Raw genomic sequence first — 25,565 nt, 5'->3', positions numbered from 1 at the left:
ATAAAGTCTATATAGGTTGAACAACGGTTTTCATCCAGGTCCGCCGTGTGACATATACTTTCTGATCGCTGTTGCTTCCGGATGGCCTGTTTCCAAATCGCAGCGGTAGAAATCCGGGAACCAAGGCGAACGCGAACGTTTCGCTTCTCCAGCACATGTCATACTCTGGCCAAGCTGTGCGGATTGTTCTTTCGTTCTGCTTCAGTAATCAAAGGCGCCAACCGATGAAGAAGCACGCGCGCTGCAATCCGTTCCCGACGGAATACAGGATTCCCTGGATAACGATGAGAGATTACCGTTTGGTTATCGGAATAATAGGATTAATCTAGTGTAGACGTCCATCTCCAAAAAATGTGCAAACAATCCGGAAAATCCGTTAACGACTCCGCGGCGCTGTATGCCGTATAGTGTAAGCATCCTGCAGCAAGGAGGCAGCTTTCCATGAAGAGACCGCATATCGTTCTGTTCAACCCCGACCAATGGCGAGGCGACGTTCTCGGCCATATGGGCAACCGGGCTGCCGTTACGCCCAATCTCGACCGCCTTGTGGCCGGCGAGGCCGTTTCCTTCAGGAACGCGTTCTGCCAAAATCCCGTGTGCACGCCGAGCCGCTGCTCATTCATGTCCGGGTGGTATCCGCACGTCAGAGGTCACCGCACGATGTATCATATGATGCAGCCAGACGAGCCGGTACTGCTCAAAACGTTGAAGGATGCCGGATATTTCGTCTGGTGGGGCGGCAAAAACGATCTCGTTCCGGCCAAAAACGGCTTTGCTGCGTACTGCGATATCAAATACGCGCCGGAGCGCAATCCCAGGCCTTCCTTTGGCGGCGATTTGCGGCGCGGGCTGCCGGGAAGCGATACGTATTACTCGTTCTACGTCGGGAAAATCGCGCTGGAAGAAGAAGAGCCGTTCTATTACGACTCGGACTGGGCCAACATCCTGGGCGCGATCGAGTTCATCAAGCAGGCGCCCAAAGATCAGCCGTTATGCCTTTATTTGCCGATCCTTTACCCGCATCCCCCCTACGCGGTGGAGGAGCCGTGGTACAGCCGGATCGACAGATCCGTGCTGCCGAAGCGGATCGCCGCGCACGAGCTTCGAGGCGACAAGCCGTCCATGCTGTCGGGGCTGCGCGAGAGATACAACATGCAGGGCTGGACGGAGGAGCGGTGGACGGAGCTGCGCGCCACCTATTACGGCATGTGCGCGCGAGTGGACCATCAATTCGGCCTGCTTGTGGAAGCGCTTAAGGAGGCCGGCATTTACGACGATACGGCGCTGTTTTTCTTCTCGGATCACGGCGATTTCACCGGGGATTACGGGTTGGTGGAGAAAACGCAAAATACGTTTGAGGATTGCCTGACCCGCGTGCCCTTCATCGTCAAACCGCCGGCGTCCGCCGGGGTCAAGCCGGGAATCCGCGATGCGCTGGCGGAGCTGGTCGATCTGCCGGCTACCGTGCATGATTACGCAGGCATTGTGCCGGACTATACGCATTTCGGAAAATCATTGGCCCCGGTTGTCGCCGGCGAGGCCGACGAGCACCGGGATGCCGTCTTCTGCGAGGGCGGGCGATTGCACGGCGAATTCCACTGCAACGAGTCGGCCCCGGCCAATGCGGACCCTTCCATGCTGTACTGGCCCAGAGGCGAGATGCAGCGCAGCGAAGGACCGGAGCATACGAAGGCGACGATGATTCGCACCAAGCGGTACAAGTACGTCCGCCGGTTGTACGAAACCGACGAGCTGTACGATTTGGAGCGAGATCCCGGAGAAACCGAAAACCGGATTCATGACAGCTCCTTGGCCCCTGTCCTGCTCTCCTTAAAAGAGCGGCTGCTCGATTTTTACCAAACGACCTGCGACGTGGTGCCCCATGCGCGGGATGCCAGGGAAAAGTAGCATGCGCGCTTCGGATCATAGGCAAATAAACCGGACTGTCCTGGTCGTTCGACGAAGTCCAGCGGCGAATGATCAGTACCGAAGGTGACGCCCGATGACAGAAGGCTTCGTTCGTCATAGGCTTCTATCCGTTCATGGCGGCGGATGCCGCGGATTAGTACATTGCAATCAAAGTATACAAGGGAGGACTTGCTAAGCATGAAAAGAATGACAGCGCTTTCTTTGAGCATTTTGCTGCTGAGCGCAGCGGCCATGGCAGGCTGCGCCGGCAATTCCGGAGCCAATAACCAAGGAACAGGGAGCGGGGAGGACGACCCCGGCGAAAAAATAACGATCAACCTGATGACGCGAAGCTACGCCGGAGGCGGCTGGCCGCCCAATCATCCGGTGATCGACGAGCTGAACAAGCGGCTCAATATCGATCTGAAGATCGAATGGGTTCCATCGGCCAACTACCAGGAAAAGCTGAATGTGATGGCCGCATCCAACAACTTTCCGGACGTCTTCTATATGACCAATACGGAGTTTGTGAAATGGCAGGCCAAAAACGTCTTTATGGACGTGAAGCCGGAGCTCGGCAAATATCCGAACATTGTCAAGTATATTGCGGAAGAGTCGCTGCAGCATTTTAACCCGAAGGACAAGTATTACGGCATCCCGTTTTATTATCAGGAAGCGAGAGACTCGCTGGCCATCCGCAAGGACTGGCTCGACCGGCTGGGGCTGAAGATGCCGGAGACGATCGACGAATTTTACGAGGTAGCCAAAGCGTTCGCTTTGAATGACCCGGACGGGAACGGCAAGCAGGATACAGTCGGCTTCTCCATGGAGATCAATCCCAGCGGCACATTCGGCTTCGGCGGCACGGCCGCATTTCTGACCGCCAGCTTCGGGCTGGCCAACAAATGGAAGCTCGATGAGAGCGGCAAGCTGATTCCGATGCAGGTGCAGAGCGAGGAGCTTAAAGACTTTATCGGATTTATGCGCAAAGCGTATGCGGAAGGCGTGCTGGACAAAGATTTTCCGATTCTCAAGGCGCGTGATTCGCTGAACAAGCTGGAGGCCGGAAAGGCGGGAATCGCCAACGTCAACCCGCAGCAGCTGTTTACGGAAACGCTGCCTCCGCTGACCAAACTGGACCCGAAGGCGGAGCTGGTGCAACTGATGCCGCCGGCGGGCGCTTCCGGCCAGCGGGGGACCTCGTCCTTGCCGACGGGAGACAAGATCGTCATCAATGCGAAGATCGATCCGCAAAAGCAGCAAAGAATTCTAAAAATGCTGGATTACATGCTGTCTGACGAAGGATACGATCTGATCAAGCACGGCATTGAAGGCGTCCATTACAAGAAAATTTCCGACACGCAGTACGAGCAGCTGGAGGCGTCGGTGAAGGACAGACAATTTTTGCTTGTCGGCTGGTTTTTCAAGCGGTTCGACCCGATGTTCCTGATTTACAAATGGATGGACCCGCAAGAGGTGGCAACCATCAAATCGTATTTCGACAACAACGAAAAAGTCAAAATCAAAAATGACGGCTTCGGCTTCGTATCGGAAACGGCGACGAAGCTTGGCACGACGATCGACAAAAAGTGGATGGACGCGATGGTGAAGGTGATCGCAGGTCAAGCGCCGATGGAAACGATCGATCAGGCGATCGCCGAGTGGAGAGCAAGCGGCGGAGACGCCATCATCGAGGAAATGAACGAAGCCTATCAGAATGCGAAGTAACGGGTCCGTCTCAGAAATGGCGTCAACCCGGATGATGCCCGCGGTCATTCAGGTTGTTCGAACTTAAGGGAGGTTGCAGGCTTGAGCATAGCGTTTACACCATCGAAGGCAGCGGACAGCAGGCAGAAGCGGCGCCAATGGGCGGAATGGAAGCGAGGCTTGCCCGTCTATTTGATGATTTTGCCGGGCGTATTGTTTTTCATCGTGTTCAAATATATTCCGATGGGCGGCATCCTGATCGCCTTTCAACATTACGATCCGTTTGACGGCTTTTTGCAAAGCCAATGGGTCGGCTTCGACAACTTCCGGCGGCTGTTTCAAGATCCGGATTTCTGGAAAATATTTCGCAATACGCTGGTGATCAGCGCCTTGAACCTGTTTTTGTTTTTTCCCGTACCGATCCTCCTGTCCCTTCTCTTGAACGAGGTCCGGCTCAAGTGGTTTAAGAAAGGGGCGCAGACGCTGCTTTACGTTCCGCATTTTTTAAGCTGGGTCGTCATTGTCAGCATGACCGTGCTGTTGTTCTCCGCCCAGGACGGAGGGATTAACAATCTCCTGTCCACCTGGGGGTACGAGCGTATCGAGGTGATGACCAATCCCGAGTATTTCCGCATCGTGTATTTGCTTCAGGTCATTTGGAAGGAGGCGGGCTGGAGCGCGATCATCTTTCTCGCTGCGCTCGCTTCCGTCGATCCGACGCTGTATGAGGCGGCCAGGGTGGACGGCGCCAGCCGGCTGCGGCAAATATGGCATATCAACCTGCCGGCGCTTCGCTCGACCATCATCATTTTGTTTATTTTAAGATTGGGCCATGTCATGGATACAGGCTTCGAGCATATTTTGCTGCTGCAAAATTCGCTGAATATCGATATATCGGAAGTGTTCGACACGTACGTATACCGGGTCGGCATTATCGAGGCGGAGTTCAGCTATACGACGGCGGTCGGCTTGTTTAAAGCGCTGATCGGGCTGGCGCTGGTTTATTTGGCCAACCGGGCGTCCCGGAAAATCGGCGAGGAAGGGGTGTATTAATTATGAAAAGCGGGCCAGCCGCCAAATCGTTCTCGTTATTCGACGCCGTCATATACTTCGCGCTCGCTCTGATCCTGCTCATGGTGCTGCTTCCGTGCCTGTACGTGCTGCTCAGCTCGTTCTCCACCAAAAGCGAGATGCTGTCGCGCGGGTTCTATCTTATACCTAGGGATTGGACGCTGAATTCGTACGGTTATTTGTTCAACAACCACAACTTTACCGCCTCTTATTGGAATGCGATCAAGATTACTTTGGGCGGGACGGCGATCAGCATATCGGTGACGACGCTCATGGCCTACGGGCTGTCGCGGACGTGGCTGAGGGGCAGGAAAGCGTTCAATGTGATGGTTCTGTTCACGCTGCTCTTCAGCGGAGGGATTATCCCCACCTATTTGCTGACGAGCCAGCTTGGACTGCTGAACACCTACTGGGCCTTATTTTTGAACAACGCGATTTTGCCCTTTAACCTGATTGTAATGAGAAGCTTTTTTCAGAATACGCCGAAGGAGCTGGAGGAAGCGGCGCGCATCGACGGCTGCGGGGAATGGACGTTGTTTTTCAGGGTCATTCTGCCTCTATCCCTGGCCTCGGTGACGACATTCATTATGTTTTATGCGTCCTTTTACTGGAACTCGTATTTTCAGGCGATTCTATTCATCAGCGATTCGCAGAAGCAGCCGCTGCAGGTGTTTTTACGGCAAATTGTGCTGGAGTCGGGCAATTCCCTGGAATCCGTCTCGAACGGATACGAATATGGCCCGCCAGTGCAGATGGCCGTCGTGGTGATGGCCTCGATTCCGATGCTGATCATGTACCCGTTTTTTCAAAAATATTTCGATAAAGGCATGCTTGTCGGCTCGGTAAAAGGATAACACGGTCAGGCCCGACCGATATGATATAATGGACGATGACGGCAGGAAGCGCTCGTCATAGGCGTCTATCTTGAAAATTGGGCGAAGTGCTTCGACGAATTTTCAATACCGCAGGTGACGACCGATGACGGCAGGAAGCGCTCGTCATAGGCGTCTATCTTGAAAATTTGGCGAAGTGCTTCGACGAATTTTCAATACCGCAGGTGACGACCGATGACGAAAGGAATCGCTCGTCATAGGCGTCTATCATAATATAACGGACGGTGTTCCCATGTACCAGGTCATGATTGTCGAAGACGAGCTTTGGATACGCAGCGCAGTGGCCGAGATGGTGGAAGCAGGAGGAACCTATGAAGTCGTCGCCGAAGCGGGCAACGGAGAGGAAGCGCTCGAGCTGATCTATAATGTGTGGCCGACGATCGTCGTCACGGATATCATGATGCCGGGGCAGGACGGGCTGTGGCTTGCCCGCGAAATCTTCGACCGGCAGTTGCCGGTCATTACCGTCATTCTGACAGGCTATAACGAATTCGAATATGCGCGCCAGGCGCTGCGCTATCATGTAAGCGATTTTTTGCTGAAGCCTGTGCTGGAGGAAGAGCTGCACAGGGCGCTTGAGCGAGCGCAGGATAGAATGCCGCAATTCGCTCATTTGAGACCGTTCTTTGTGGCGATTCAGCATTATTTGGACAAAATGACCGATATGGCTCCCGAGGAGCTCTTTGCCGGGCAGGCCCGCCTCGTACAGCGCATTGCGGAAGCCGATTCCTTGCAGGAAAGCGAGAAAATCGTTTTATTCAAAACATTTTCGGGTAAGATGAACGATTCGATTCAAGCGATGAACCCGTCCTTTCAGCGGTTGACCGTCGAAGGCAACCGGCCGGAATCGATCAGGGTTCATTTTCAACAGCTGACCGAGCACTGGCAGCGTTATTACAATGCGCTGTTCAACGGCGAGATGCGTCAAGTGATCCGCAAAGCGTGCGAATATATACAGGCTCATTATGCCGAAGATTTATCCGTCCCGGACATGACCCGGCGCTTTCATATCAGCGTCTCCCAATTCAGCGTGCTGTTCAAAAAATTCACCGGCCGCTCGTTTGTGAACTATTTGAACGAGCTGAGAATCCGGCAGGCGAAGCAACTGCTCCTCGAAGGCGAGCTGAAGGTATACGAAATATCTGAGAAGGTCGGATTTAATTCCTTGCCCCACTTCAACCGCGTATTCAAGAAGCTGACGGGACAATCGCCGAATGAATACCGAAGAGCGATGAATGTGTAAGCCTATGAGAAAAGCGATAGCGAAAATTCATTTTCGGTTTTCGATTCGAACGAAGCTGACGATCGCCTTTTTATTGGTCGGGCTGCTGACGATCATCATTATGGGCAGCTTATCTTACGGCTACTATTCCGCCGGCATCAAGCGGGATTTCTACCGCATCTCCCGGGAAGCAACGCTGCGGCTGAATCATCACATTGATTTTTATTTGTACCAGCTTGCCAAGTCGACCTCATCTGTCGCGAAGGACGATCTCGTCCAGCAATGGCTGCTGCATGGCCAGCAGTTTACCCCGGAGCAAAGGGTCGACGTTCAAAATGTGCTGAAGCGGTACGTGGCGCTGAACTATCCGGAAATCGTCGGGATGTTCCTGCTGACGCCGGACGGCCGAACGCTGGCGATGTCCAATCTGTCGGTCCTCTCGGAAGATGTCTTTAAGGAAGAGCCTTGGTCCCGGAACGGCTTTCCGGAACAAGTATCGGTCATTGCGACGCATGCGGTGAAGTATACCTCGGGCGATGTGCGCGTGCTTTCCCTGGAAATGCCGATATACAGCGTTGCCACGATGGATTTTCTGGGGAAGCTGGTGATCGATTTTCATTTGGACGAAATCCGGCGCACGTTCGAGAAGGCGAACCTGGCTCCGGACGGCCGCTTCTTTATCGTTTCCGAGGACGATTCCATTGTGTATTATCCGGAGTACAGCTGGCTCGGGCAGGCGCGCAGCCAAACGATGCTCGGCAGGCTGGATCTTGCGGACAGCGAAAGCGCATCCGTGCAGCAGTGGGAAGGGCGAAGCACGCTCGTAGCGGCCGCGAAATCGGAAACGACCGGGTGGACTTACGTGTCCATCGTGCCGTTCGACGAGATGGCGTCGGCCACGAAAAATACGCCCAATGCAATGCTGATTGCCTTTCTGATCATTGCCTTGTGCATCGTGTTTGCCGTTCCGTTTCTATCCAATGCGTTCGTGCGGCCGATCCTGCATCTCAGACACGTCATGGGCAGCGTGGAGCGGGGCGACTTGTCCGTGCGCGCCTCGTACGTCTCCGGGCATGACGAATTCCAGTACCTGAACCGGAGCTTTAATACGATGATCGAAAGAATCGGCGAATTGCTGGAAACGGTAAGCAGCCTGCAGCTGAAGGAGGTCCGTTTGCAGCTCAGGGAGAAGGAAGCTTTGATCAAAGCTCTGCAAACCCAGATCAATCCGCATTTTTTGTACAATTCGCTCGACATTATCAAGAGCATGGCTTATTTGGAGGACATGCCGGAAATGGTGACCATGGTTCGCGGCCTGGCCGATTTTTACCGCTATACCGCGCAGGATACGAACGCGACCGTCAGGCTGGAGGAGGAATTAACCCAGCTCAAGCACTATTTGTCGATTGTGCACGTCCGCTTTCCCGGCGTTTTTCGCAGTCAGTTCAGCGTGAACGACAAATATATGCGCTGCCTGATCCCCAAGCTCATCATTCAGCCCATTGTGGAAAATGCGGTGAAGTATGCCATCGAGCCGCGAGCGGGCCGAGGAAGCATCATTGTGAATGCTTTCGACGACGATTCCCAGCTTGTCATCGAGGTGGCCGATAATGGGCCGGGCATCCGTCCCGACCGCTTGGAGCAGCTCAATGACACCCTTGCGCAAATTACGAACTATGACCGGCACGGATACGGGGAACGTCAATCGCTCGGGATGGCCAATGTGCATGCGCGGATTGTTCTCCAATACGGGGGAGCGTTCGGACTTACGGTGAACTCGTTCGTAGAACGGGGGACAGTCGTATCGATCCGTCTGCCGCTGATTAATTCATGAATCATGGGGACGCTGCAAGGAGTAAGGATAGGGGGGAAGTTTACGGGCCGCCTTGAAGTCGCGTTCCTGCCGCACAGCCTAATGAAGGAATATGACTTCAACAGCGGCTGGAGCCCCATATCCTTTCCTCCCTCAAGCCAGCCGAATCAAGGCAGCAAAGGCTCGAACACGCCGGTGACGGCCTGCTGCCCTTCGTAACCTTCCTCCCGGTCCACCTCGAATTTCTCCATAATCGGCAGGTCGCTTGCCGAGAACAGATAGGAATCGGCCAAGGCGACATGCTCATGCAGCGCCCAGTTCGGGATGACGAGGAAGTCGCCTTCGGACCAATCGAAGCGCACGCCGTCGATGATGGAATAGCCGCAGCCTTTGAACACCTGATAGATCACCGAATGGGTATGCCGGTGCGCCTTGGAATGGAAGCCCTGGGGCAGCTTCTGCATCCAGGAGGCGATGTTCGGACTCGCAGTCCTGCCGTTCGACGGATTGATATATTCGACCGCATAACCGTCGTACGGATCGGGCTCGTACTGGCTCAGGCCGTCAAGGGCGGCAAGCGTCTGCGCCCATTTGTACGATCCGAGCGGAGCGGCCTGGGGACGGCGGTCGGATATGGGACGGACCATGCCGCCGGCATAGCGGTGGGACGAATAATTGTCGGGCGCCTGCGGCTGCTCGATCGTCTCGGGATAATGCTCGAAGAACGTCCCCCCGATGGCGTAAATGGTCGGAATGTCGAGACAATCCATCCAGATCATCGGCTTGTCGCCTGGGTGGCCGTGACCGTGCCATAGCCCTTTCGGCGTAGTGAGGAAATCCCCTTCCTCCATGAAGATCCGTTCGCCCTGCACGATAGAGTAAGCGCCTTCACCTTTCATAATAAAGCGCAGCGCGCTTTGCGTATGGCGATGCGACGGGGCCGTCTCGCCCGGCAGGATCAACTGCACGGCGGCATATAAGGTCTGCGTGGTGGAGGCCCAGCCCCAGGGCTGGCGGCCGGTCAAGCCGGGATTTTGCAAATAAATGGCCCGCCTTTCGCCGCCGCGTTCAGGGGTGAAGATGTCCTTGGCTTCCATTAACTTCGCATAAAGCGTTTCCCATTTCCATAGATACGGAACGGCTTGCGGCGTAGGCTGTTTATGCATCAGCTCCGGAATGGCATGCCATAACGGGCCCAGATGAAAAGGCTCGAGAGACTTGTTAAAGTCCAGCACCGTTTGGCTTTGAAAAAAATCGTTCTTTTCCGCCATAAGTCTTCAACCTCGTTTCGTGTAGTATGCTAGCCGGCTTGCTTGTACTGCTCGATATTGCGGGCGATTTGCTCCGCATGCTTGGCGGCATGCTCGACGAGCAAATGCTCGATGACGAAGGACAGCGGCTTCGTGCCGAACCGGGGATTGCGGCTCGGCGCTGCCTGCCCGAGCTGCTCCGCGGTCAACGGGCCAAGGACGGATTGAACCTGCTCCTTGGCTTGCCGGATCGCCGCAAGCACTTCCCCTAACGGGCGGCTCTCCGCTGCGGCTACGGCAGCGAGGCGCCGCACGTCCTGCAAGCCGCGTCCCCACTCGGCCCCGGGGGATTCGACGAGCTTGCCGACTTCATCCAGCCAATACGGAATCGCCTCCTCGACATGGCACAGCACTTCGATGACCGACCACTTATCTTCCGCAGGCTTCCAGCGAAGCAGCTCCTGCGGCAAATCCTTGCACATCTCAACCGTCGTATCCAGGCTTTGCTGGATGCTTGCGATCGCTTCTTGCATGTTCACGGCTTCCGGCCTCCTCAGTCTGCTTTTCGCACTTTATTTTCCAATGCTCCGATTCGATCGATCTCGATGCGCACGACGTCGCCGTCCTTCAGGAACACTTGAGGCTCGCGGGCCACGCCGACGCCGCCCGGAGTGCCCGTCAATATGACGTCGCCGGGCTCCAGTGTCATCAGGCCGGACAAAAATTCGACGAGCCGCGGCACGGTAAATACAAGATTGGCCGTGTTGGAGCGCTGGCGCTCTTCTCCGTTCACGGTCAGCACGACCTCCAGTCCGGAAGGGTCTGTCAGCTCGTCGCTCGTGACGAGCCACGGTCCCATCGGGGCGCTGCCGTCCACCGCTTTTCCCTGCATCCATTGAATCGTTCTTCGCTGAATGTCGCGATAGGTAACGTCGTTGGCGATCGTGTAACCGGCTACATAATTCAGCGCGTCGGCCTGGGATACGTTCCTGGCCCGCTTCCCGATCACGAAGGCGAATTCGGCCTCATAATCAAGCTGCTCCGAAATGGGATAGAACGGGATGTCGTCCTGCGGCCCGATAATCGTGCTGGCATATTTGGCAAAAACGACCGGGAATTCCGGCAGCTCGCGCTTCATCTCCAAAATATGCTCGCGATAGTTATGGCCGACGCAGATCATTTTCCCGGGGGTTAAGACCGGAGCTTCGATTTTGACGTCCTGGGCGTTGAATATGGCCGGATATTTCAAGGTGTCGGCATGCTGAACGGCGTAGTCTGCGGCTTCCCGCGCCAGGCTCATGCTTTCTTCCCCGCCTTGCAGAAACTCGACCATATCAGCCGGCACATACGCCTCGGCGATGTGGGCGGCGCGAAGGGAGCCGGCGGCTTCCAGCTGCGAGCGGTAGGCGTAATTCAGATCGATCACCTGCTCGCCGGCGATACAGCCGATTCTTGTGATTCCGTTAACCGTGTAACTGACCAGCTTCAAAGTAACAGCCTCCTTAACGAAATATTGCAGCTTTACAGGAATAAACTACACAAATAGAGAAATAAGTTCTCTAAAACTATTCAAAATCAAATCGCTTTGATTGTCAACACGCATTTTTTGCGCTGTCTTCGTTCGGTCCTGGAGCGGGAAAGGGGGACAGGCGCTGTCTTGCGGCGGCACTTTGTAGAAGTTATGATGGGAAAAAAGCATCCTTATCGGAAAGGTTGTCATACATGACGGATACGAAAGCAAGCAACGTGATTCAGTCGCTGCAGGTCGGCTGCGCGGTTCTCGATATCGTCGCCTCCAGCGGCAGAGCGCTGAAGTATAACGAAATTTACGAAATGGCCGGGATGAGCAAGAGCAATCTGCACAAATATTTGAATACGCTCACGCTGGCCGGATTGCTTTATCGGGATAAAAGCAGCGGGCTGTATTCGCTCGGAAGCAAGCTCGTCGAATACGGGATGAAGGCGGTCAACCAGGAAAACGTGATCGAGAGGGTCATGCCCTTTCTTCACGAAATCAATAGCGCCTGCAAAAATACGGTGCTGCTGACCATGTGGTCTCATAACGGTCCGATGGTCATCCGCTTGATCAACAGCCTGGAAGGGCTGAACATCGGCGCGCAGATCGGCACCGTCCTGCCCGTCACGTCCGCAGCAGGCAAGGTGTTCGCAGCATTCGCCGGCGAACCGTTCGCAGACGATTGGCTGCGCAAGGAATGGGAGCGGCTGGACGAAGCGCAGCGGCAGACGCTTGCCGAAGACCTGGAAGCGGTTCGCGAGCATGCTATCGCGTTTGCCAGCGAGCCGCTGGTGTCCAGCATCTCCTCCATCGCCGTGCCGATTTTCAACTTTGAAGCCAGGCTGCTCGGCGTCATCGTCGTCGTCGGCTTCAGCGGCACGATCGCCAGCCGGATGGACGAGATGATGAGCCAATACTTGCTCAAGATGAGGAACGAGGTCTCGGAGGCGTTCGGATACCATTTTCGCCCGTCGGGGAAGTAACGGCAGGTTTGGATAAGAAAACAGCGATTTGTAGAAGGACATGCCCGGCGCCTTGGTTTAAAGTGAAAGAAAACAGCGTGAAGCCGAGGTGCTTAAGTATGAAGAACGTGATCATGATTTCGACGGACCAGCAGCAGGCAAGCGCCATGGGCTGCGCAGACCCGAGCTACGTGACGCCGAATCTCGACAGGCTGGCGGAGCGATCCGTGCGATTTACGGGAGCGATCAGCACATCGGCGCAATGTTCGCCGTCCCGCGCCACCTGGATGACCGGGAAGTTTCCGCACCAAGTGGGAGTATATCAGATCGGGCATGTGCTGGACCCGCAGGAATGGAGCATTGCCAAGCCGTTTAATCAAGCGGGATATGAGACGGTGTATTTCGGCAAGTGGCATCTTGGCTTGTCGCCGGCCGATCACGAGTTCCAGGTCACCGATTACCGCACGGACGGGATGGAGCTGGCAGGGGCTAATCCCGATCCCCGCTTCCACAGCTACAAGGATGCCAGAACGACGGCGCAAGCGTTAAATTATTTGGACGATTACGACGGCGCCAAGCCGTTCTTTATGAAGCTGAACTGGTATATGCCGCATCCGAACTCGCCCGTCGATCACCCTTTTGAGCTTATTGAGCGCTATGCAGGGCAATTCCCGCTTGAGGAGATGCCTGTGCCAGACAGCTTCTACAAGGACGACTTGTCCGGCAAGCCGCCGTTTCAGCGGGAGCGCTCGGCCAAAGGCGAATCGCTGCTCAGCGAAGAGCTGGTGCGGCGCGACGCGCAGCGGTACAGAGCGATGCTGGCGCTTGTGGATGCGTATTTGGGCCGCATCATGGATAAGCTGGAAGCGAGGAAGCTGCTTGACAATACGGCGATTCTGTTTACCAGCGATCACGGGGACATGCAGGGAGCTCACCGGCTGCGGCTGAAAGGGGTTCTCCCGTATAAGGAGCTCTATAATGTTCCGCTGATCCTGTATGTCCCGGGCGCCGAGCCGAAGCGGAAGGTCATTCCCGACCTCGTCTCTACGGCCGCGATTCCGGGGACGCTGCTGGATGCCGCCGGGATCGCGGTGCCCGAGGAATGCGAAGGAGGCTCTTTGCTGCCCGTGCTGGAAAGATCGGAGCCGCCGCAGGACGAGCATGTGTTCTTCGAGCATTACAAGGCTTACTGGGGACATCATCCGATGATCGGCATCCAGACGAAGGAATGGAAATATGTGTATTATTTGGACGACGATCTGGAGGAGATGTATAACCTTCAAGAGGACCCTGACGAGATCGAGAACGTAGCCGGCCGTCCCGAGCTGAACGAGACGCGGCTGCGCTTGCACCGAACGGTCAAAGCGTGGTGGGACGAGACCGGCGGACTGACGCGGCCGGCCATTCAGGACCCGAAGAGCAATTGGAAAAGCTTGTGAAACGCGGGGGGCGACCGGTCGCCTCCTTTTTGTATGGCTGGAACATGTCTTGCAGGGAAAGGGTATGGGGTGGAAGCATTACCAGGCCGTCCATACCCTTTCCGCTCTCCAGGCAGGAAGTTCCGGTATGCGCATTAAAGGAGAATTCGAATCGAGCCAGAATAATTATATGTGACAAAATTCGAGCAAAACCTACTTTATACGACAAAATGGGAGGCGCTTACAATGTACCATGTCCTTGTGGCGGAAGATGAACATTGGGTCCGCGGGGGTATCGTTGAAATGATAGAGCGAATTGGCGGCGGATTTAAAGTAGTGGGAGAAGCCAATAACGGCATGGAAGCCTGGAATCTGATTCAGGAGCTGTGCCCGACGGTCTTGATTACGGATATCATGATGCCCAAGCTGGACGGACTGTCCTTGCTGAAGCAGATCGATGACATCAAATTTCCGATCGTCAGCATTATTGTTAGCGGTTACGACAATTTCGCCTATGCGCAGCAGGGCATTCGCTACGGGGTTTCCGAGTATGTGCTGAAGCCCGTTCGCCAGGAAATGCTGAAGGAAGCGTTAGAACGGTCGATCTATCGGCTCGAGATGCTATCTCCCGTTCACGAGCAGTTGATGGCGATTCAAGCCTTTATGAATCATATTCAGGAGATGGACGTGGACCGGCTGCACGCGGAGCTGTCGAGTCTGCTGAAATCGATTGTGGCGAACCGGAAGAGCCATCCGGGCTCCAAAATCGGTCTGCTTCGCATTCTGGCCGGCAAAATAAGCGATTTGCTGGAGTTCCACTACCCGGATTATAAAAAAGCTTTGGTGGCGGACGAAAGCGAAGAATCGTTGAAACGGCATATTCAGCAGCTAACAGAGCAGTGGTGCCAGCTCAGTCAAACCCAGGATAAGAGGCCTGTTCGTCTTGTCGTCAAGAAAGCGTGCGATTATGCGGAGAAGAACTACATGCAGGAGATCAGCCTGTCGCACATCGCCGAATACGTGGGCCTGAGCGTCTCGCATTTCAGCGCGCTGTTCAAGCAGCATACGAACGATTCCTTCATCAACTATTTGAACCAGATCCGGATTCAAAAAGCGAAGGAGCTGCTGCTCGAACCGGATCTGAAAATTTATCAGGTGGCAGAGATCGTCGGATTTTCCTCTGTTCCTTATTTTAACCGCGTATTCAAAAATGTAACCGGCTGGTCGCCGAATGAATATCGCAAAGGGATGGGCGTATGAGACGATTTTGGATGCGGTTCTCGATCAAAGTGAGCATGGTCGCCTTGTTTATGGCGATATGCCTCGTTTCCGTCATTCTGATGGGCATCTTCTCGCACTACAATTACAGCAATGCCGTCAGGCAGGATTTCCATACGGTCACGGAAGAGGCGACCGAGCGCTTGAATCATCATATGGAGTTTTATTTGGATCAGCTGTCCAAATCGACGAAGACGTTTACGAATACGCAGCTGTTTCAGCGATGGTATGAAGGCGAGCCGCTCTCCAGCTTCGAGATCGACGAAATTCAATCCCAGCTCAGCCGGTATGTCGCCTTAAATTACAGCGAAATCCAAGGTATGTTTATGAAGTCGCTGGACGGGAGAGTGCTGGCGATGCGCAGCTCTTATTTCAGTTCGATCGACGCCCGGAAGGAGCCTTGGTACGAGGTGCCTTTTGCCGAAGAGCGCGTTCTCATCCCGACGCACGATATCACCTACCCGCAAATTCTCGGCATGTCGGTGATCACGATTATCAATCCGGTATACAGCACAGGGACCTTGAAGCCGCTCGGTTCCATCGTCATTGACTTTAACCTGACCGAAATCGAAGCGATCTTCGAGCGCTCGAAGCTGGGGCAGACGGGCCATTTCATGATGGTCTCGGAGGACGATACGATCGTCTATCATCCCGAGAAGGAGTGGCGCGGCCGCAAGCTGGCGGATACCCCGCTGCGGGCGCTGCGCATGCCGGCGGTCGGCGGCGTCAGCCAGCAGCCGTACAACGGCACGGACGTACTAATGTCCGTCAGCAGCCTGAAGCTGTCGGGCTGGAAGATCGTGGCCATCGTCCCGTTCGACGAGATGGCCAGCGGATTTTACGCCGCGCGAAACGCGACCATCCTGTCGTTCCTGCTCATCGCCGCGATGGTGATTTTTCTCGTTCCGCTGACATCCAGCCTGTTTACCCGTCCGGTGCTGCATCTCAAGCGGAAGATGGACCTGGTCTTTCAAGGGAATTACCAGACCCGCGCGGAATATCATCCAGGGCGCAACGAATTCATGAAGCTGAACTACAGCTTTAACAAGATGGTCGAGCAATTGGACGAGCAGATAAACACCATTGCTAACCTGAAGCTGGAGGAGCTGCAGGGACGCCTGCGCCAACGGGAGGCGTATATTCAGGCGCTGCAAAATCAAATCAATCCCCACCTGCTCTACAATACATTGGACGTCATCAAAAGCATCGCGCTCATCAACAACGACGAGCTTGTCGTCAGCATGGCCGCCAATTTGGCGGATGTATACCGCTATACGGCCAAAATTTCGGATAAAGAGGTTACGCTGAAAGAGGAGCTGGCCGTGCTCGAGAAATATCTTGAAATTACGCATATTCGCTTTCCGAAATTCCAAAGCCGCATCGCCGTCGATCCCAAGTTCCATCGCTGCCTGCTGATCAAGCTGACGCTGCAGCCCATTGTCGAAAATGCGGTGAAGTACGCCGTGGAGCCAAGTGGCGGTCAGGCGGCGATCATCGTCAGCGCTTTCGACGACGGCAGCGATCTGGTGATCGAAATTGTCGATAACGGCGACGGCATGGCGGAGGCGAAGCAGTCGGAAATTTTCGCCCGGCTGGAACGCATCGTTGCCGACGGCAACCTCCATGAATATGTGCAATCGGATTCGCTCGGCATCGCCAACGTGCATGCCCGGCTGCTGTTAAAATACGGCGAAGGCTACGGGGTGCGCATTTCCTCCTTTCATGACCGGGGAACGATTGTCTCTATACGAATCCCGATAAGAACGCATGAGGAATCATAGGGAAAGATAAAAAATCAGAGAATTGTGTAAAGCGCTCTCAGTCAGTCTCAGTATAATAAGCGTTGTAACGTCAAACGAGAAAGGGGTTCATCGATGAAAAAAATACTATTTGCAGGCATTTCGCTGCTTCTGCCGCTGAGCATCGCCTTCGGCTGCTCGAACCAAGCAAGCAGCGGCAAGACGGCGGAAAACCCGGCGGCGGCTGGCGACATGAGCGAAAAGCTGGAGATTACGTGGATGGTTCGCGCCTTCCAGGGCGGCGGATGGCCGGAGAAGCATCCGATGATTCAAGCCTTGAACGAGAAATTTAATATCGATTTGAAAATTCAATGGGTTCCTGCGGCGAATTATCAGGAGAAGCTGAACGTCATGGCGGCTTCGAACGATTTCCCGGACATCTTCTTTGTGTCCTACAATGAATTCAACAAGTGGAAGAAGCAAGGACTGTTCCTTGATCTGCAGCCTTCGCTGGCGCAGTATCCGAATTTGGCGGCGATTCCCAAGGAGCAGCTGGAGAAATTGAATCCCGAGGGACACATTTACGGCTTGCCGTTCTATCTTACGGAAGCGAGAGACAGCTTGTCGATTCGCGAGGATTGGCTGAAGAAGCTTAATCTGCAGGTACCGACGACGCTGGATGAGCTGCTCGAGGTGGCCAAAGCGTTCGCGACCCAGGACCCGGACGGCAACGGCCAGCACGATACGACCGGAATATCCTTCTACATCGATCCGGCAACCCACAAGATTATGGAAGCCGAGCACATCATGGCCGGCTTCGGTCTGGGGAACGAATGGATCGAGAAAGACGGCAAATTGATGCCTTACCAGACCCAGGTGGAAGAGTGGAAGAACTTCCTGACCTACATGAACAAGGCGTATACCGAAGGCGCTCTGGATAAAGATTTTGCCGTTAACAAGGTGAGGGCCGTCATCGAGAAGTTTGAAGGCAATAAAATCGGGATTTCTTATCTGAACCCGAACCAATGGGACGAATCGATCAACAAGGTGACCCAGCTGGCGCCGAATGCCGTGGTGACGCCGATCGAGCCGCCGAAAGGACCGACCGGCCTCACGGGGACATGGACGCTCGCCTCGCTCGATAAGGTCGCCATCAACAAGCATATCGACGAGAACAAGCAGCAGCGCATCTTGAAGATGCTCGATTATTTCCTGTCTCCGGAAGGCTCGGATTTCATCAAGCATGGAATCGAAGGTGTGCATTACAAGAAAATTTCCGAAGACAAATACGAGAAGCTCGAAGCGGCAGACAAAGACAGGCAAAATCTGATCAATAACTGGGCGTATCGTCCGTTCGATCCCGGCATTCAAATGTACAAGTGGGAGGAGCCGGAGAAGCACGAAAGAATCCGCAGTATGTTTGCCGCCAACGAGAAGCATAAGTGGAGCAATCCTGCCGCAGGGCTGGAATCCGATACGCTGAACAAAAGAGGGGCCACCTTGAACGGCAAGTTCATGGAGGCAGTAACCAAAATCATTATGGGACAGCAGCCGGTCGAGACCATCGAGAAGGCTTCGGCAGATTGGCTCGCAGGAGGCGGAGAGCAAATTATCGAAGAAATCAACGCCTCCAGGACACAGTAGCTTTTTAGTTGAATCCTCCTTCAAGATGTCACGGGCCTGGCGCCGGAGCTGCGAGTGATGCTTGAAGGGGGATTTTTATTTGATATTGGAAAGGAATGAGCTGCGAATGCAATCGTCATTGCAGAAGCCTAACATCTTGTGGATTTCGCTGGAGGATACGAGCCCGCGATTCGGCTGCTACGGAGACCCGCTCGCGCGAACGCCGAATATCGATCGCCTGGCCGCGGAGGGCCGGCTCTACCGCAATGCGTTCGCGGTGGCCGGCGTGTGCTCCCCAAGCCGATCGGCGATCATTACAGGCATGTATCCGACGGCCATCGGAGCGCACCATATGCGGACAGAGCACGTCAATCCTTATACGCCGGAGTTGCCGACGCCTTATGCCGCCGTTCCTCCCGCTTATGTCAAGGCATTCCCGGAATATTTGCGCGCGGAAGGCTATTATTGCACGAACAATTTCAAAACCGATTATCAATTCGCTTCTCCGCTCACGGCGTGGGACGAAGACGGCCGGGACGCGCACTGGCGGCACCGCCGGCCGGGCCAGCCTTTTTTTGCCGTATTCAATCATATGCTGACGCATGAAAGCGCCATGTGGGGCGATATGATCCGCAAGCACACCTTCCCGGAGCAAGCCGGCGATGTCGCAAGGGGTACCGATCCGGACCGCGTGCAGCTTCCTCCCTACATTCCGGACACGCCGAAGTCGCGGGAATCGCTCGCCAAATATTACGATCTGATCGCCGAGGCCGACGCTTTCGTCGGCAAGCTGCTGCGCGAGCTGGAGGAGGACGGGGAGGCAGAGAATACGATCGTCTTCCTGTGGAGCGACCACGGCGAAGGGTTGCCGCGCGCCAAACGCTGGCCTTACGACGCCGGCATTCGCGTCCCGCTGATCGTCCGTGCGCCGGGACTTGTGCCGCCGGGGCAAGTCAGCGATGAGCTGGTCAGCCTGATCGACCTTGCTCCCACGGTGCTGTCGTTAACCGGAGCGATCCTGCCGTGCCATCTGCAAGGCCAGCCATTCCTCGGTGAGAAGGCGAAGCCCAGGGAATGCATCTTCGCTACTCGCGACCGGTACGACGAGTCTTACGATATGGTCAGGGCCGTAAGGGACAAGCGCTTTAAATATATTCGGAATTATTATCCGGAAAAGCCTTACTTGCAGTGGATCAAATTCAGCCACAACCATCCGATGTTTCAGGAGCTGTGGCGATTGGAGCTGTCAGGGCAGCTTGAAGGGGAGGAGCGGCTGCTCATGCATACGCGGCGTCCGGCGGAAGAGCTGTACGATTGCGACAGCGATCCTTATGAAACGCGTAATTTGGCCGCCGATCCCCGTTACCGGGAGACGCTGGAGCGGCTTCGCGGCGCGCTGGACGAGTGGCGGGCCAAATACGACGTATGGGGCGACGTGCCGGAAGCGCAGATGACCCTGCAGATGTGGCCGGGCGGGAAGCAGCCAAAGACGGCAGCGCCGATCTTCGTGCCCATCAACAGCGTCTGCCACGGAATTACGCCGCAGAACGAGGGCGTTTTTGCAGAGCCGACCGCCATTCTTCTGCATTCCGCGACGCAGGGCGCCTCGCTCGCCTACACGACGGAGGAAGGCCCCGCACCGCATTGGAGGCTGTACACCGGTCCGATTATGCTTCGTTCCGGTTCGGTAACGATCCGCGCCAAAGCGGTCCGGATCGGGTACGAGGACAGCGAGGAGACGACCGCCCGCTTTTGTATTGCAAATCAGAATATCGGATAACGACACCAAAAAGCGCAGCGATTATGATAAAGCCATCACCATACTCAACGATACAGGGGGAGCGACGATGCGGCCTGAAGCAAGTGTACAACTGGGCAGGAAGCAGGCAAGCGGGCTCAAGAGAAGCGCGCGGAAGGAATGGAGAAGAGGGCTTCCGCTCTATCTCATGATCCTGCCGGGATTTTTGTTTTTCCTTATTTTCCGTTATATCCCGATGGGCGGGGTTCTGATTGCGTTTCAGGATTACAGCCCGTTCGGCGGATTCCTGAACAGCGAATGGGTCGGGTTCGCGCATTTTGCCCGGCTGTTCGGAGAGCCCGACTTTTGGGGTCTGTTCAAAAATACGATGATTTTAAGCGCTTTAAACTTATTCCTGTTTTTCCCGGCGCCGGTTCTGATCGCTGTCGTGTTGAACGAAGTTAGGCTGCAATGGTTCCGCAAGACGGTCCAGACGGTCATTTATATGCCGCACTTTCTGTCGTGGGTCGTCGTGGTAGGGATCACGGTCATCCTCTTCTCCACGCAGGATGGCGCGATCAACAAAGCGCTCATAAATGCCGACATGCCGCCTTTGGAAATTATGACGAACCCGGACTATTTCCGGGCGACGTATTTGATTCAGAACATCTGGAAGGAAGCCGGCTGGAACGCGATCATTTTCCTGGCGGCGCTGGCGTCCATTGACCCGACCTTGTACGAAGCGGCCGTCGTCGACGGGGCGAACCGCTGGAAGCAGCTGTGGCACGTCACCTTGCCGGCTTTAAGATCGGTCATCGTGATTCTGTTTATTCTAAGACTGGGCCATGTGATGGATATCGGCTTCGAGCATATTTATCTCATGCAAAATCCTTTGAACCTGTCGGTTTCGGATGTGTTCGATACGTACGTATACCGAACAGGCGTGCTGCAGGGCGAGTTCAGCTACACCACGGCTGTCGGATTGTTCAAGTCGGCCGTAGGGCTGATCCTGATTGTCTTTGCGAACCGATTGTCCAAGAAATTTGGCGAAGAGGGGGTTTACTAACATGAAAATCAGCTACGACTCGCGTGGAAAAGATCCCCTGTTTACCGGATCGATTTACTTGTTCTTGCTTGCAGCGCTGGTTTGCTTGCTCGGCCCGTTCATTTATGTCGTGTCCAGCTCGTTTGCGACAGAGCACGAAATTCTCAATCGCGGCTTCTTCCTCTTTCCCAAGGAATGGACGATCGAGGCCTACGGTTATTTGCTGAGCAATGACAACTTTCTTACCTCTTTCAATAACTCCGTTGTCATTACCGTTTGCGGAACCGCAATTAACATTGTATTGACCAGCTTGATGGCTTACGGATTGTCCAAAACATGGCTGAAGGGCCGCCGCGTGCTCAACTTCATGGTCCTGTTCACGATGATCTTCTCCGGCGGCATTATTCCGACCTATCTGGTGATCCGGGAGTTGGGCCTGATCAACAGCTACTGGGCGTTGTATCTGAATTCGGCGATCGCTCCCTTTAACCTGATCGTCATGCGCAGCTTCTTTCAAACGATCCCCAGCGAGCTGGAGGAAGCGGCGCGCATCGACGGCTGTTCGGAGCTCAGGCTGTTTTGGCGAATCATCATCCCGCTGTCCATGCCTTCGATCGCGACCTTTACGCTGTTCTATGCAGTATTTAACTGGAACACTTATTTTTACGCCATTCTGTTCATCAACAATTCTGCCGACTGGCCGCTTCAAGTGTATTTGCGCCAGATGCTGGTCGTCTCCTCATCCGGAATGGAGGAGCAGGCGGGAGCCTTCCAATATACGCCGGCGGTCAAGATGGCGGCGGTCATCATTACGGCGCTGCCGCTGCTCGTCGTCTATCCGTTCCTGCAGAAGCATTTTAACAAGGGCATGATGTTAGGCTCGGTGAAAGGGTAACAAGTCGGTGCAAGAGTAACAAGTCGGTGAAAGGGTAGCAAGTCGGTGAAAGGGTAGCAAGTCGGTGAAAGGGTAGCAAGTTGGTGCAAGAGTAACAAGGGGGGGCGATCAAGGTGAGCAGGCCGGATATTCTGGTATTTTTGTCAGACCAGCATCACGCGAATTATACAGGCTATGCGGGGCACGGCATCGTGCGCACCCCGCATCTGGACCGGCTGGCAGCCGAAGGGACGGCGATGCGCTGCGCTTATACGGCGGCGCCTCAATGCGTGCCGGCGAGAGTATCGATGCTCACGGGCCAATTGCCCGAAAAAACGGGAATTTATACGAACGAGGGCGCTCTGGGCAGCGCCCAGACGACCTTCCTGCACAGCATTGCGGCCGAAGGATACGAGACTGTTCTGTGCGGGCGCATGCACTTCCTGGGCGAGGATCAGCGCCACGGCTTCACCAAGCGGATTATGGGGGAGATGACGCCGCTGTTCTGGGGCCGGTACGGCAAGGCAAGAACCGATCTGGGCCCTTATGCGGGAACGATGGCGAATCAGAGCTTGAAGGTGGTCGGCGGGGGCACCTCGCCCGTGCTGGAATACGACAAAGCCGTCGTTCGGGCCGCTCTGGATTACTTGAGCCGGGACCATGACAAGCCGCAGTGCATCGTCGTTGGAACGTATGGCCCCCACCATACGTTCGTCGCTCCGCCGGAACGATACGCTTATTACAAGGAGCGGGTGGATATCCCGGCGTCATTCCGCGAGGAGAGCGCCAACCGGATGCTCGCCGCGCTGCGCCAGGAGTCGCTGAACGAGGAGATATTGCGCAAGGTTCGGGCGGCCTACTTCGGGATGATCGAGACGATCGACGGGCATGTCGGCGAAGTCCGCGCGGCCTGGAACGATTACCTGAAGCGGCAGGGGCGCAAGGGGGTGTTCCTCTACTTGTCCGATCACGGCGAACAGGCCGGGGAGCATGGGCTGCTTGGGAAGCGCACCTTCTACGAAGGCTCCGCGAAGATTCCGATGATCTTCGCAGGTGACGGGGTAGCGCCGGGCCGCGCGCTATCGCAGCCTGTCAGCATTATGGACGTAGGCCCTACGCTGTGCGAGCTGATCGGGGCCAGCGCACTTCCGCCGAGACTCGACGGCCAAAGTATCGCGAAGCAGATTGCCGGCGGGGAAGAAGACCTCGACCGCATGATCGTAAGCGAAACCGTATACCGATACGAGGGCCGGACGATTCCGTGCCGCATGCTGCGCAAGGGCAAGTGGAAGTATGCGGCCTACGCCTTCCACGAAGCGTTCAACCAGCTGTTCGACCTGGAGGAGGACCCGCTGGAGCTGCGCAACGTTCATGCCGAGCAGCCCGGCGTCGCGCGTTCGTTTCAGGAGCATCTGCGGCAAACCTGGGATATCGAAACGATCATTGAGAGGCACGAGGAGCTGGCGGAGCATTATGCGCTGCTAGGCAAATGGGGAAGCGTCGTCGACGTTCCCGAGCCCGAACGATGGGCAGTGCCGCCGGAAGCGACGCGGCTTCCGAGCATCGAATAGCTTGATGAGCATTGAACAGCTTTATGATCAACGAATAGCCTCATGATCGTTGAGCAGCTTTATGATCCACGAGTAGCTGCATGAGCATTGAACAGCTTTATGATCCAACGAATAGCCTCATGATCGTTGAGCAGCTTTATGATCCACGAGTAGCTGCATGAGCATTGAACAGCTTTATGATCCACGAGTAGCCTTATGATCATTGGGCAGCTTCATGATCAACGAGTAGCCTTAGATCATTGGGCAGCTTCATGATCGACAAGTAGCCTCCTCATGAGCATCAAACTGCTTCAAATTTGAAAGGATGACGCCGATGAAAGCGATCGTCATTTTGCTCGATACCTTGAATCGCAGGATGCTGCAGGCCTATAACGGGCAAACCTGGGTGAAGACGCCGAATATCTCAAGACTGGCGAAGAAATCCGTAGTGTTCGACCAGCATTGGGCAGGGTCGCTTCCCTGCATGCCGGCCCGCAGAGATTTGCTGACGGGGCGGCTCGATTTTCTGGAGCGAGGCTGGGGAGGCATGGAGCCGTTCGACCGGACGCTGACGCAAACGCTGAAGTCGCACGGCGTATTTTCGCATATGGTGACTGACCACTATCATTACTTCGCGACAGGCGGCGAGAACTATTGCCAAACGTTCGATACATGGGATTTCCATCGGGGACAGGAGAACGACCCGTGGGTATCCAGGGTGTGTCCCCCGCAAATGCCGCCGAAGCTTCTTGGTCAGACCCGTCCGCAGTACGAAAAAAACCGCCGCGCGATCGTGGCGGAAACGGATTACCCGGGGCCGCAAACGATGCAGGCCGCCTGCAGATGGTTGGAGGACAACCGCGATGCCGACCGATTTTTTCTGATGGTGGAAGCGTTCGACCCGCATGAACCGTTCGATGCGCCGCAGCGCTATCTGGAGCTCTATGGCGACGATTACGAGGGGCCGCGCTTTAATTGGCCCTGGTACGACAAAGTCATGGAGCCGCCGGAAGCTATCCGACATTTGCGCAAACGGTACGCGGCCAATCTCACGATGATCGACCATTGGCTCGGCAAGCTGCTGGACACGATGGACAGGCTGGAGCTGTGGGACGATACTTTGGTCATTTTCACGACCGACCACGGGCTGCTGCTGGGCGAGCATGAGCTGACCGGGAAAAACTTCATGCACGTATACAACGAGCTTGCCCATCTGCCGCTCCTGATCCATGTGCCGGGCATGCGCGCTTCCGGCCGGCGGATTGCAGCGCTGACGCAAAACATCGATCTGATGCCGACCGTGCTTGATTTCTTCGACATCCCCATTCCCGAGACGGTGCGCGGCCAGTCGCTGCTGCGCCTGATCGACGGGTCGCAGGAGAAGCTGCGGGACTATGCGTTGTACGGGATGTTCGGACTGACGGTCAACTTGACGGACGGCGAGCATACGTATATGCGGGCGCCGGTCAGAGAAGATAACGTGCCGTGCTATGCCTATACGGCGATGCCGACCACGTTCAGAAGCTATTACGGGACCGGAGATCCCGCGCGCATCGAAACCGGCCGTTTTTTGTCTTATACGAACTATCCGGTGTTCCGTTTTCCGTACAGCCAGGAGGGCCGTCCGTTCATGCAGCTGAAGCACGCCCGCGAGTCGCTGCTGTTCAACATCAGGGAAGACTACGATCAGCTCGCCCCTATAAGGAATGCCGAGCTCGAAGCGTTCTATGCCGCAAGATTGAAGGAAGCGATGCGGGCGGAATCGGCCCCCGCCGAACAGTTCGTGCGTTTGGGCTTGGAATAAGGCAGCCGCGCTTCCAATAGGCATACGGGCCTGGCCACAGGCGTCCAGCGCGAAATAGGGCTGTGTCCTTGGGCCCCGGTGGGATCCCGGGCGCAGGCAAGGTCCCGAGCGCAGGCGGAGCCCCGTACGCAGGCGGGATTCCGGGCGCAGGCGG

19 protein-coding genes are annotated in these 25,565 nt (G+C 55.5%); 16 read left to right on the top strand and 3 right to left on the bottom strand.

Annotation, left to right across the window (positions count from 1 at the left end; all coding sequences use genetic code 11):
• The first annotated feature begins 441 nt into the window (after window positions 1-441).
• The 6 genes from F591_RS0102125 (at window position 442) to F591_RS0102100 (ending at window position 8,635) form a co-directional block, all read left to right on the top strand.
• A complete protein-coding gene (locus F591_RS0102125) occupies window positions 442-1,908 on the top strand; it encodes a sulfatase family protein (RefSeq protein ID WP_019532933.1) in 1,467 nt (488 codons plus the stop codon).
• A 198-nt stretch (window positions 1,909-2,106) separates the two neighbouring features.
• Window positions 2,107-3,636, top strand: coding sequence for an extracellular solute-binding protein (locus F591_RS0102120; RefSeq protein ID WP_019532932.1), 1,530 nt, complete (start codon window positions 2,107-2,109; stop codon window positions 3,634-3,636).
• Window positions 3,637-3,717: 81 nt separating this feature from the next.
• Window positions 3,718-4,668, top strand: coding sequence for an ABC transporter permease (locus F591_RS0102115; RefSeq protein ID WP_019532931.1), 951 nt, complete (start codon window positions 3,718-3,720; stop codon window positions 4,666-4,668).
• A gap of 2 nt (window positions 4,669-4,670) precedes the next feature.
• Complete coding sequence (locus F591_RS0102110; RefSeq protein WP_019532930.1) at window positions 4,671-5,540, top strand: carbohydrate ABC transporter permease; 870 nt, start codon at window positions 4,671-4,673, stop codon at window positions 5,538-5,540.
• Window positions 5,541-5,811: 271 nt separating this feature from the next.
• On the top strand, window positions 5,812-6,822 hold the full coding sequence (locus F591_RS0102105) for a helix-turn-helix domain-containing protein (RefSeq protein ID WP_019532929.1): 1,011 nt from the start codon (window positions 5,812-5,814) through the stop codon (window positions 6,820-6,822).
• Window positions 6,823-6,826: 4 nt separating this feature from the next.
• A complete protein-coding gene (locus F591_RS0102100) occupies window positions 6,827-8,635 on the top strand; it encodes a cache domain-containing sensor histidine kinase (RefSeq protein ID WP_019532928.1) in 1,809 nt (602 codons plus the stop codon).
• Window positions 8,636-8,781: 146 nt separating this feature from the next.
• Here F591_RS0102100 and F591_RS0102095 read toward each other — a convergent pair whose 3' ends face one another.
• Genes F591_RS0102095 through F591_RS0102085 form a run of 3 tightly spaced genes read right to left on the bottom strand, consistent with a single transcriptional unit; the run spans window position 8,782 to window position 11,353 of the window.
• Complete coding sequence (locus F591_RS0102095) at window positions 8,782-9,885, bottom strand: cupin domain-containing protein (protein WP_019532927.1); 1,104 nt, start codon at window positions 9,883-9,885, stop codon at window positions 8,782-8,784.
• Between the two features lie 29 nt (window positions 9,886-9,914).
• Complete coding sequence (locus F591_RS0102090; RefSeq protein ID WP_281166686.1) at window positions 9,915-10,397, bottom strand: DinB family protein; 483 nt, start codon at window positions 10,395-10,397, stop codon at window positions 9,915-9,917.
• A gap of 20 nt (window positions 10,398-10,417) precedes the next feature.
• Window positions 10,418-11,353: a fumarylacetoacetate hydrolase family protein gene (locus tag F591_RS0102085; protein WP_019532925.1), complete on the bottom strand. Its 936-nt coding sequence runs from the start codon at window positions 11,351-11,353 to the stop codon at window positions 10,418-10,420.
• A gap of 233 nt (window positions 11,354-11,586) precedes the next feature.
• Between F591_RS0102085 and F591_RS0102080 the strand changes: the two genes are divergently transcribed.
• From F591_RS0102080 to F591_RS0102035, 10 genes are all read left to right on the top strand, one after another.
• Complete coding sequence (locus tag F591_RS0102080) at window positions 11,587-12,363, top strand: IclR family transcriptional regulator (protein WP_019532924.1); 777 nt, start codon at window positions 11,587-11,589, stop codon at window positions 12,361-12,363.
• Window positions 12,364-12,461: 98 nt separating this feature from the next.
• Window positions 12,462-13,781, top strand: a complete 1,320-nt coding sequence (locus F591_RS0102075) for a sulfatase family protein (protein ID WP_019532923.1) — start codon at window positions 12,462-12,464, stop codon at window positions 13,779-13,781.
• Between the two features lie 225 nt (window positions 13,782-14,006).
• A complete protein-coding gene (locus tag F591_RS0102070; RefSeq protein WP_019532922.1) occupies window positions 14,007-15,020 on the top strand; it encodes a response regulator transcription factor in 1,014 nt (337 codons plus the stop codon).
• Window positions 15,017-16,819, top strand: coding sequence for a cache domain-containing sensor histidine kinase (locus tag F591_RS0102065; RefSeq protein ID WP_019532921.1), 1,803 nt, complete (start codon window positions 15,017-15,019; stop codon window positions 16,817-16,819). The genes F591_RS0102070 and F591_RS0102065 overlap by 4 nt, the downstream gene beginning before the upstream one ends.
• 93 nt (window positions 16,820-16,912) lie before the next feature.
• Entirely contained in the window at window positions 16,913-18,421 is a 1,509-nt protein-coding gene (locus F591_RS0102060; protein ID WP_019532920.1) for an extracellular solute-binding protein, read from the top strand.
• 106 nt (window positions 18,422-18,527) lie between these two features.
• On the top strand, window positions 18,528-20,180 hold the full coding sequence (locus tag F591_RS0102055) for a sulfatase family protein (RefSeq protein ID WP_019532919.1): 1,653 nt from the start codon (window positions 18,528-18,530) through the stop codon (window positions 20,178-20,180).
• Between the two features lie 67 nt (window positions 20,181-20,247).
• Entirely contained in the window at window positions 20,248-21,204 is a 957-nt protein-coding gene (locus tag F591_RS0102050) for an ABC transporter permease (protein WP_051109076.1), read from the top strand.
• Between the two features lies 1 nt (window position 21,205).
• Complete coding sequence (locus F591_RS0102045; RefSeq protein WP_019532917.1) at window positions 21,206-22,078, top strand: carbohydrate ABC transporter permease; 873 nt, start codon at window positions 21,206-21,208, stop codon at window positions 22,076-22,078.
• 113 nt (window positions 22,079-22,191) lie between these two features.
• Window positions 22,192-23,628 carry a sulfatase family protein gene (locus F591_RS27200; RefSeq protein WP_019532916.1) on the top strand — a complete coding sequence of 479 codons (1,437 nt, stop codon included), beginning with the start codon at window positions 22,192-22,194 and terminating at the stop codon, window positions 23,626-23,628.
• Between the two features lie 313 nt (window positions 23,629-23,941).
• The gene (locus tag F591_RS0102035; protein WP_019532915.1) at window positions 23,942-25,411 is read left to right on the top strand and encodes a sulfatase; all 1,470 of its coding nucleotides are present in this window, start codon (window positions 23,942-23,944) and stop codon (window positions 25,409-25,411) included.
• Window positions 25,412-25,565: the final 154 nt, after the last annotated feature.

The sequence above is a fragment of the Paenibacillus ginsengihumi DSM 21568 genome, from assembly GCF_000380965.1.
Taxonomy (GTDB): domain Bacteria; phylum Bacillota; class Bacilli; order Paenibacillales; family NBRC-103111; genus Paenibacillus_G; species Paenibacillus_G ginsengihumi.
This window is presented reverse-complemented; position numbering and strand designations above follow the sequence as displayed.